Origin of the sequence: Lentzea aerocolonigenes (assembly GCF_000955955.1) — a bacterium.
Classification (GTDB): domain Bacteria; phylum Actinomycetota; class Actinomycetes; order Mycobacteriales; family Pseudonocardiaceae; genus Lentzea; species Lentzea aerocolonigenes_A.
On record NZ_JYJG01000174.1, the window covers coordinates 35,508 to 43,667 of the forward strand.

Annotated in this window: 3 protein-coding genes; 1 reads left to right on the top strand and 2 read right to left on the bottom strand. The window is 72.5% G+C overall.

The window, feature by feature from the left end; all coding sequences use genetic code 11:
• Positions 1–8: 8 nt before the first annotated feature.
• Entirely contained in the window at positions 9–2,627 is a 2,619-nt protein-coding gene (locus UK23_RS23995; RefSeq protein WP_196777852.1) for a helix-turn-helix transcriptional regulator, read from the bottom strand.
• A gap of 201 nt (positions 2,628–2,828) precedes the next feature.
• Positions 2,829–5,261, bottom strand: coding sequence for a right-handed parallel beta-helix repeat-containing protein (locus UK23_RS24000; protein WP_045313864.1), 2,433 nt, complete (start codon positions 5,259–5,261; stop codon positions 2,829–2,831).
• A 257-nt stretch (positions 5,262–5,518) separates the two neighbouring features.
• On the opposite strand from UK23_RS24000, the gene UK23_RS24005 reads away from it, so the two are divergent.
• Complete coding sequence (locus tag UK23_RS24005; RefSeq protein WP_045313865.1) at positions 5,519–8,122, top strand: LuxR C-terminal-related transcriptional regulator; 2,604 nt, start codon at positions 5,519–5,521, stop codon at positions 8,120–8,122.
• Positions 8,123–8,160: the final 38 nt, after the last annotated feature.

The window sequence follows — 8,160 nt, forward strand, 5'->3', positions numbered from 1 at the left end:
AAGTCCTGTCACGGCTGTGCGACGAGCCGCCCTTCGAGGCTCGCGGCCGCCAGGTCGAGGCGTGTGCGGCAGCCCGTCCTGGAGAACAGCCGGGTGAGGTAGTTCTCGACGGTCTTCTCGCTCATCCGGACCGACGTGGCGATCTGGCGGTTGGTCCTGCCCTGCTTGACCAGCGCGATGATCCGGAGCTCGACGTCGGAGAAGTCGTCCCTGGCGGCCCGCGCACGGGGCGGCGCCATGCCCATCTCGCGCATCATCCGCCTGATGTGGGCGTCCATCCAGCCCTCGCCCAGGCGTTTCGCGATGGTCAGCGCCTCCTGGAACCAGGTGGCGGGATCGTCGCCGACGTAGGCCGCGGTGACGCACGCCCGCATCAGTTCCGCCTGGCTTTCCCCGCCGCGCAACAACTCCACCGCCTCGGCGGCCGCGGCGCCGTCGCGAGCGGCCAGGGCGCGGACGATGCGCTCGGCCGCGCGCAGGCCAGAGCCGCCGAACCTGTCGTGCCAGCGTTCGGTCTCGGCGTGCACCCGCGCCAGCGCGCCGGTGTCTCCGACGGTCCACTCCAGGTAGCCCATCCGGGCCAGGAACCACCGCAGTCCCACGGTGTTGTCCAGTTCGGCCTCTTCCCGGACCCGGTCGTACGCGGCCCGGCCGAGCTCGGCCGCCTCGCGCCAGCCGACGGCGCGGTAGAGGAGCCCGATCTCGGTCCACGCGCGCAACGCGGGCAACGGGCAGTCGTGGTCGACCAGTTCCAGCCACCGCACGGCGTCCTTGTGATCCGTCGAGGACAGGACGTCCGCGGTCAGCAGGCGTGCGGCGTCGTGGATCGCGACTCGCGGTGCCGCGTCCAGCTCCAGCCGCCGGGCGTGCGACGAGATCGACTGCCAGTTCCCGCCGAGGTAGTCGCGCAGCAACCAGGTGTAGATCGCGAGCGGACCGTTCGCGGGCTCGCCGTACTCGTCGCCGAGCACCAGCCGGAACATCGCCACCACGTCGTAGTTGTCGTCGGCGGCCCGGATCGCCTCGATCTCCGCCAGGTCGACGACGGCGCACGGGTCGATCCGGAACTCGGCGAACGCGGCCGCGACGTCGCTTACCCGCATCGGTGTTCCGGCGAACCAGCGCACCGCGAACGCCAGCGGAGCACGGGTCTCGGTGTACCCCGCCAGCGTGCTGTGGACGGCGGCGGACAGCGGTCGTCCGATGTGGACGGAGGCGAGCGCGGCGGCGGCGGCGAGCTCGTACCGGCTCCCGGTTCCCGCCGCCACCGCCTCCTCGACGACCTCGGCCAGGAGTTCGTGGTCTCCCACGCGCACCAGCAGGTGCAGCACCGTCCACAGGAGACGTTCGCGGTCCGGCGAGCCGGCCGGGCAGTGCCACAGCGCCGCGCGGTACCAGCGTGCGGCCGGCACCGGGTCGACGCGCAGCAGCCGGGCGGCCTCGCGGTCCAGCACCGGCACCAGCGCGGCCTCGGGCGCCAGTGCGGTACCGGCGTGCGCGACGTGGGCGGCGAGCACCGCGGGCCGGGCCGACCCGTTGCGCAGCAGATGGGCGGCGAAGGTGCGCCGCACGGTCGCCAGTTCCCCGGCACCCAGCGTGCCGGCGACAGCGTCCGCGAGCGCCGGGGAGGCCGTGGTCAGCACCCCGTCGTCGGCACACCGGAGGACACCGGCCGAGACCAGCCGGTCGACCGCGGCACCGCTGTCCGCGAGGTCGTGGCCGAAGGCCTCGGCGAACAGCGGCAGCTCGTCCACGCCGAACCATCCCGCCGCGCAGGACAGCGCGACCAGCCGCACCGCCACGGCGCCGAGTCCCGTGGTGTGGCGCACCAGGTCGTGATCAGCCGGCAGCGCGGTCACGACGTTCCGCTCACGCAGGCACAACCTGCCGAGCACGTCGGTGAGGCCGCCCTCGCACCGCACCTGGCCGAGCAGTGCGAGCGCGGCGGCGGGGTTGCCCGAGAGCGATCCCAGCGCGGTGCGCAGCGCGGGTGCGACGGCCACGTCCAGCCGGCCGCCCGCGGCACGGTTGAGCAGTTCACCCATCTCACCCGCGGACATCGGGCCGAGGTCGAGCACCTGGTCGGCGAGCCCGCTCAACGCGGCCGGTCCGGCGACGACACCGTCCGTCCTGGAGGTGGCGACGACGGTGCACCCGGCCCGCCGCGCGGCCGCCACGGCGAGCGCGGGCCGTGCCGCGAGGTGCACGTCGTCGACGAGGATCACCAGAGACCCCTCCGCGCGGACGTGTTCGAACAGGCGCACCAGATCGGCGAACAACGCGATCCGCGACCGGCTCGACTCGTACGCCTCCGGCCGCAACGACCTGTTGACCGCCGCGAGGGAGTCGAGCACGTCCGGGCAGCCGAACTCGGCGAACGAGCTCCGGAAGAATTCGACCACCGCCTTCACCCGGAACAGGTCCCAGCGTTCTTCACCAGTCGTGCACGGAAGTGCGATCACCCGGATTCCGCGTTCCCGGACCGTCCGCGCGAATTCATTCAAAAGAGTTGTCCGGCCGATTCCACCGGGCCCGCGCAGCAGGACCAGCGCGTCAGCCTCAGCGAATTCGCCCATCGCCGCGAGCTCCGCCGCGCGCCCCACCACAGCTTTGCGTTCGTTGGCCACGATCACGTCTCCTCGCCTGCGCATGGTGGGCGGAATCACGAGCGGGTATTACCGATGCGCAAGGCTAAGCATGAAAAGGAGGAGGTCAGCTGTTGCCTGAAAGACTTTCCGCAAAGTTCGCAAACAAGCGGACGACGGCGTCAGCCCAGCGATTTCCGCAGTGCACTGAACAATTTCCGGGATGTTCGCGACCGACGCGTGTCACACCATTGAGGCGTCGAAGTCCGAGGCCAGCAGCACGGTCATGTCGACGGCGGTCACCTCGGACGACAGCGCGAGCCGGGTCGCCTGCCGGTCGGCCATCACCTCGAACACCTTGCGCGAGGTGCGGCCGTTGCCGAACGTGCCGTCCTTGGGGATGTGCTCGAAGTAGTCGGCGAGCACTTCGGCCGCGCTCTCGTCGAGCCGGTAGTCGTGCCGCTTGCAGTGCGACCGGACGATCGTGACCAGCTCGTCGGCGCTGTAGTTCTCGAACTCGATGGTGCGGCTGAACCGCGACTCCATGCCGGGGTTGGACCGCAGGAACTCGGCCATCTCGCGCGAGTAGCCGGCGGCGATCACCACCACGTCCTCGCGGTGGTCCTCCATCAGCTTGAGCAGCGTGTCGATCGCCTCGCGGCCGAAGTCGGGGCCGGTGCCACCGCCCTGCCCGGCGGCGAGCGTGTACGCCTCGTCGATGAACAGGACGCCGCCGAGCGCGGTGTTGAACACCTCGGTGGTCTTGATGGCGGTGCCGCCGATCACCTGGGCGACCAGGTCAGCGCGCGCGACCTCCACGAGGTGGCCGGAGCGCAGCACGCCGAGATCCGCGAGGACCGTGCCGTAGAGCCGGGCGACGGTGGTCTTGCCTGTGCCGGGCGCTCCGGCGAACACGAGGTGCCTGGCCATCGGCGGTGCCGAGAGACCGGCCTCGACCCGGCGCTTGGCCATCAGGTTGAGGTTGACGAGCGAGTTGACCTCGCGCTTGACGCCCTCCAGGCCGACCAGGGCGTTGAGCTCGCTGATCGGGTCGCCTGCCACGCCGCGTTCCTGTTGTTGCGGCGGGGCGGGTGCGGCTGTGCTCGCGTTTGTGGTCGTGGAGGTCGTGGTGCCGCTGGCCGACATCGTTCCGTACGCGTCGCGCGTCGCGTTGCCGGTGCTGCGCAGGTCCAGCACCTGCAGCGCGGTGCTGCCCCTGGTCTGCCGGAGGCCGGAACCGAGGTTGTCGCGCACGAGGCAGTTGGCGATCCGGATGCTCAGCTCGCTCTGCACGCCGATGCCGTCGGCGCTGTTCGCGGTGAACTCGGACTCCTCCAGCGTGCCGGACGAACCCACGCCGAACAGGAAGCCGCTGCCCTTGCCGTCGCGCACCCGGCAGCGGACGGCGTTGATCTCACCCGCGGTGTCGACGAGCACGCCGTCGCCACCGGACTCGGCGATCTCGCAGTCGGTCAGGCTGAGTGTCGCCTCCCGCACGAGCACACCCGCACCCGCGGTACCGCGGACGCTCGCCCCGGTGATCGACGTGCGGGCGCCGGTGACCACCGCGACGCCGTTGCGGCCGCACCGTTCGAGCTCGACGTTCTCGAACCTGCCGAGCCCGCCGTCACCCGCCTCGATCGCCGCGCCGTCGCAGCCGACGACGTGCAGCCGGCGGAAGAACGGGTCGGCCGAGGTGCCCAGCCGCACGCCGGCGCCCGTGCACGAGGACACGGAGGCGCGGGTGATCTCGGTGGTGGCGCGGTCGGTCACCCCGATGCCGACTCCGACGACGTCGCGAGCCTCGCAGTCCTGCGCGGTGCCCGCGGCCTGACCGGTGAACAGGTAGCCGTGCTCCCTGGTCCGGCGGACCTGGAACCGGCGCAGCACGGGCGCGCAGGACTCGGCGGTGAACACGCCCTCCGCGCCGGCGCCGGTCACGGAGCTGTCCTCGAGCAGGACGTCGCCGGAGGACGCCAGGTAGAACCCGATGCCTTCGACGTCGCTCACGGCGAGGCGGGTGGCCACCGCGCCCGCGTGCTGCTCGACCGCCACGGCCGGCTTGGCGGTGCCGGTCACGGTCGAGTCGGTCACCGTGATGCGGCCGTGCCCGTTGAGGCAGATGCCGTTGCCGCCCGCGTCCCGCACACCGCACGCGCGCATGACGAGCTCGCCGTGCTCGGCGATCACCACGCCCGACGTGCCGAGGTCGTGCAGGCGGCAGGAGTCCATCAGGTTGCCGCCGGAGGAGGTGATCACGACACCGGCGCCGGCCGGGTTGCGGACCTCGCAACCGCGCATCAGCACGGTGCCCTTGCCGGTGGCGTAGACCGCGGACCACGCGGCGGCGGTGATCACGCACTCGGTGAAGCTCAGCTGGCCGGCGGCGACGAGCACCGCGGGCGAGTCGGTGTCCGCGGAGGACACGGTGAGCCCGGTCAGCGCCGCGGAACCGTCGTGGAGCAGCACCGCGGGCCCGTCCGCGGCGAGCAGCTCGACGGTGCCGGGGCCGTCCTCCGCGGTGATGGTGACCGCCTTGGTCAGCACCAGGGACTCCTGGTACCGGCCAGGACTCACCAGGATCACGGAACCGTCCACAGCGGACGCCAGAGCGTCCGAAATGGACCGGTACCCGCGAGCCGCCGAGGCGTTGACCGTGATCACGTCGTGGCCCACTCGTTTCCTCCCGTCTGCGCCGCGTCCGATCCTCCACGCCGTCACCCGCGCATGTCCGTTCTCGCGCAAGAAGTTCCGCGATCCACGGAGAGCACCCGCGCACGCTCGCATGGCGGCCGTCCACCGATTGGACTAGTCTGGCGCCGCAGTGCGGGGACCGGTGCCGTCGGCGCCGAACCCCGTGGCACTCCAGGGAGTTCCCTCACGGACCCCGGTCCCGTCACCGTCATCCGCGACCCGAACCGGTAGAGCGCCCCGTGCAGCAAGATCGACTCAACGTCTCCGCCGAACGTCTCACGCTCGTTCCCGACGACCTCGGCTCGGCTCCCGGCCGCCCGCTGACCGTGGTGTGCGGCCGGTCGGAAGCCGACCTCGCGGCGGTGGTCGACGAGCTCCGCCGGCGGCACGAACAGGGGTTCAAGGTCGTCGACCTGTCGTTCAGCGAGTCGACCGCGGGCCTGTTGCCGGCCGTGCGCGCCCAGGTCGCCATGACGGCCTTCACCAACCTGCACCGCCTGCCACCCGCGGCGGTGGAGGCGCTGGTGCGGCAGGTCGCGGGAACCCAGTGCCTGGCCACCGTCGTCCTGCCTCTGCCGGTGCACGCGCGATCCGCCTTCGCCACGGCGTTCGCACGCCTGCACCGCGACGGCCTGATCCGCGCCGTCACGTTGCGGCCGGTGCCGCGCGGCGAACTGCCCGAGCTGGTGGTGTCGATGACCGGCGCCCTGCCGGAAACCTCGCTGTGCTCGCAGTTGTGGTCGATGACGCGGGGCTGGCCCAGTGCCGTCGCCGCCGCGCTCCGCATCGGCGCGGACACCGGCGCGATCACCGTCGTCGACCGCCACTGCTACCTCTCGGACTGGCCCGCGCGGTTCCAGACCGGGCACGACCTGGTCGGCGACGTCCGCGGCCTGGGGCTGCCGTTGTGGAGCACGGCCAAGGCCGTCGCCGTGCTGGCCCCGCTCGGCCCCGCGGCGCCCCGTCTTTGTGGTCAGGTGCTGGGCGTGCCGGAACACGAGGCCACCGCCATGCTCTCCGCACTGGCCGACGCCGGAGTGCTGCTGCCGTCGCGGGGTGCGGTGTGGCGGTTCCGGCTGCCGCTGCTGCAACTCGCGCTGCGGTCCTCACTCGGCCCCTACGAGCGGCGCCGGATCGCCCAGATCGCGGTGACAGCGCTGTGGGAGGGCACCGCGCACTGCGCCGACCCGGCGTTCCTCGCGGACCAGATCGTCGACGCGGGCAACCTGGTCGACGCCGAGCGGGCCCGCGCCGAGCTGCTCGACCGCGCCCGGTACGCGGTTCCCGGCGAGGCCCGCCAGTGCCACGCCGAACCGCCCGACCACACCCGGCAGGCGACACCGGACCACCCCGGCCTCAGCCACACCGGCCAGCCGTTGCGGTGGCTACGCGCCGCGGCCGACCTGGCACCGCAGCCGGCCGAACGAGTCCGAATCCTGCTCGCCCACGCCCGCGCCTGCCTCGCACACGGCGCCGCCCGCAGGGCACTGGACTCGACGAAAGCCCTGCTGCACGAGCACCTCGACGACCTGCCGGACGACCAACTGGTCGACGTCTGCCTGAGCCACCTCGCCGCCCTCGGCGCGGCGGGCGAGCCCGACACGCTGCGCCGGGTCGCCGACGGCAGCTGGTGGCCGTGGCCGGGCACCGAGGTCGAGCGCGCGGTCGGCCGTGCCGCCGCGCTGTCGTCCCTCGGCGACTGGCGGGCGGCCCAGCAGGTGCTGGCCGGCGTGCGCGACCACCCGGAGGCCGGCCTCGTCGCACGGCACCTGCGTGACCTCGAGCCGGTCAACCGGTTGTGGCTGGGCGAGCCGGCCGCGTTCGACGCCGAGGTCACGGCCGGTGAGCCCGGCCTGGCACGCAGAGACGCCGAGGTGCTCGTGGCGCTCGGCGAGCTGCGGCGCGCCGAACCGCTGCTCGCCGGCCAGGCACCGGTCAGCCTCGCGTGCCAGGCCACCCTGGCAGCCGCCGGCGGACGGGCGGACGAGGCACTGGAACTGGTGCGCAAGAGCGTGGCCACGGAGCCGCGCACCGGTTGCGACCCCGGTCAGGGCGTCATGTTCCACATCGCCGCGACCTTGTTGCTGCGCAAGGGAAAGCTCGTCCGGGCGCTGGAGATGGTGACCACGGCGCGCGAGCGCGGGCCCGCACTCCCCCACCTGCCCGCGGCGGCCGAGGCGGCGCACCACGTCCTGTTCGGACGGCACGCGGAGGCCGTCACGGTGCTCCTGCGGGCGCTGGACCACGCCGAGGCCACGGGCGTGGTCGCCCTGACGGAGCCGCTGTGGATGTCGCTGGCGGACATCGCCGTCAGCCGGGGAGACCAGTCGCCGTTGCCGTGCCACCTCGATCGGATCGCCGCGGTGGCGAAGCGGATGCACACCGAGCAGGCCGAGATCGGCAGGCTCGTCCTGCATGCGACCGTGCACGACGATCGCGGCGCGGCGGCCGAGGCAGCCGAGTTGCTGCGCGGCCGGCCGGCGCTGGAACTGGCGGAAGGGCTGGAACGACTCGTCCGGTTCGGCGTCGGCGCACCGGAACTGCTGTCGGAGGCCTACGAGGCGGCGGGCGCCGTGGACGCGCTGCTGCACCGGTCTGTGTTGCGCAACCTGATGCGCAGCCGCGGCATCCCGGTGCCGGGCAGGCAGGAGACAGTGGCGGAGAACGAGCGGTTGCTGGCGGTGCTGGTGACCGACGGCCTCGGCAACAAGCAGATCGCGACGTTGCTCGACACGAGCGAGAAGAGCGTCGAGGGCCGGCTCTCCCGCCTGTTCTCCCGCACCGGCTACCGCTCGAGGGTAGAACTGGCGGCCGCCATGCTGACCGGCCGCTTCACGGCCTGACCCGGCCCATGATGAAGGGAACCTTCATCGACGTGAGG